This window comes from Candidatus Hydrogenedentota bacterium, from assembly GCA_016791475.1.
Lineage (GTDB): Bacteria > Hydrogenedentota > Hydrogenedentia > Hydrogenedentales > JAEUWI01 > JAEUWI01.
On record JAEUWI010000400.1, the window covers coordinates 1 to 549 of the forward strand.

The 549-nt window shown below is 72.9% G+C and carries 2 protein-coding genes; both read left to right on the plus strand.

All coding sequences use genetic code 11. From position 1 onward, the window contains the following. The coding region (locus JNK74_29900; protein ID MBL7650384.1) for a hypothetical protein at positions 1–208 on the plus strand (208 nt) is incomplete at its 5' end. 32 nt (positions 209–240) lie between these two features. Next, a partial coding sequence (locus tag JNK74_29905) for a hypothetical protein (protein ID MBL7650385.1) occupies positions 241–549 on the plus strand: 309 nt, incomplete at its 3' end.

The following is a 549-nucleotide window of genomic DNA, read 5'->3' on the forward strand; positions in this document are numbered from 1 at the left end:
GCACTACTTCAACCCGGAGACCAAGGCCTGGCAGGAACTCGGCCACGAGGACACGCCGATCACCGCGGCGCTGGGCACGCGGCGCAGCGAGGGCCACACCGGCATGCCCCGGGAAGTCGCCGAAGGCCGCTACCGCGTGACCTTCAAGGTCGCCGCGCTGGGGCGCGAGGACCAGGCGGCGCGTGAAGTCGTCATCAAGAAGGGCTGAGCGCGCGACCCCATGAGCCGAAGGCCACCTCCATGAGAGCGAGCTTCAGCTGTCCCTGGTCGCAGGTGCGCCCCTGGGTCGCCGCGCTGTGCTGGGCGGCGTGGCCGCTCGGCGCGAGCCTGCTGCCGGTGTCGGCACCGCAGGCGCAGACGACGCCGGCCGCGGCCTCGCCGCTGACGGCACGCCACCTGCAGGCCATCCAGCAGGCCTTCGCACGGCATGGCATCGCCAGCGGTCGGGCCGAGCTCGACGACCAGGGCCGGGTCATGCTGGCCGGCGAGTACGCCGACGAGCTCGAGGTCGACCGTGCCTTCTCGCTGGCGCAGGTCGAGGTCGGCGTG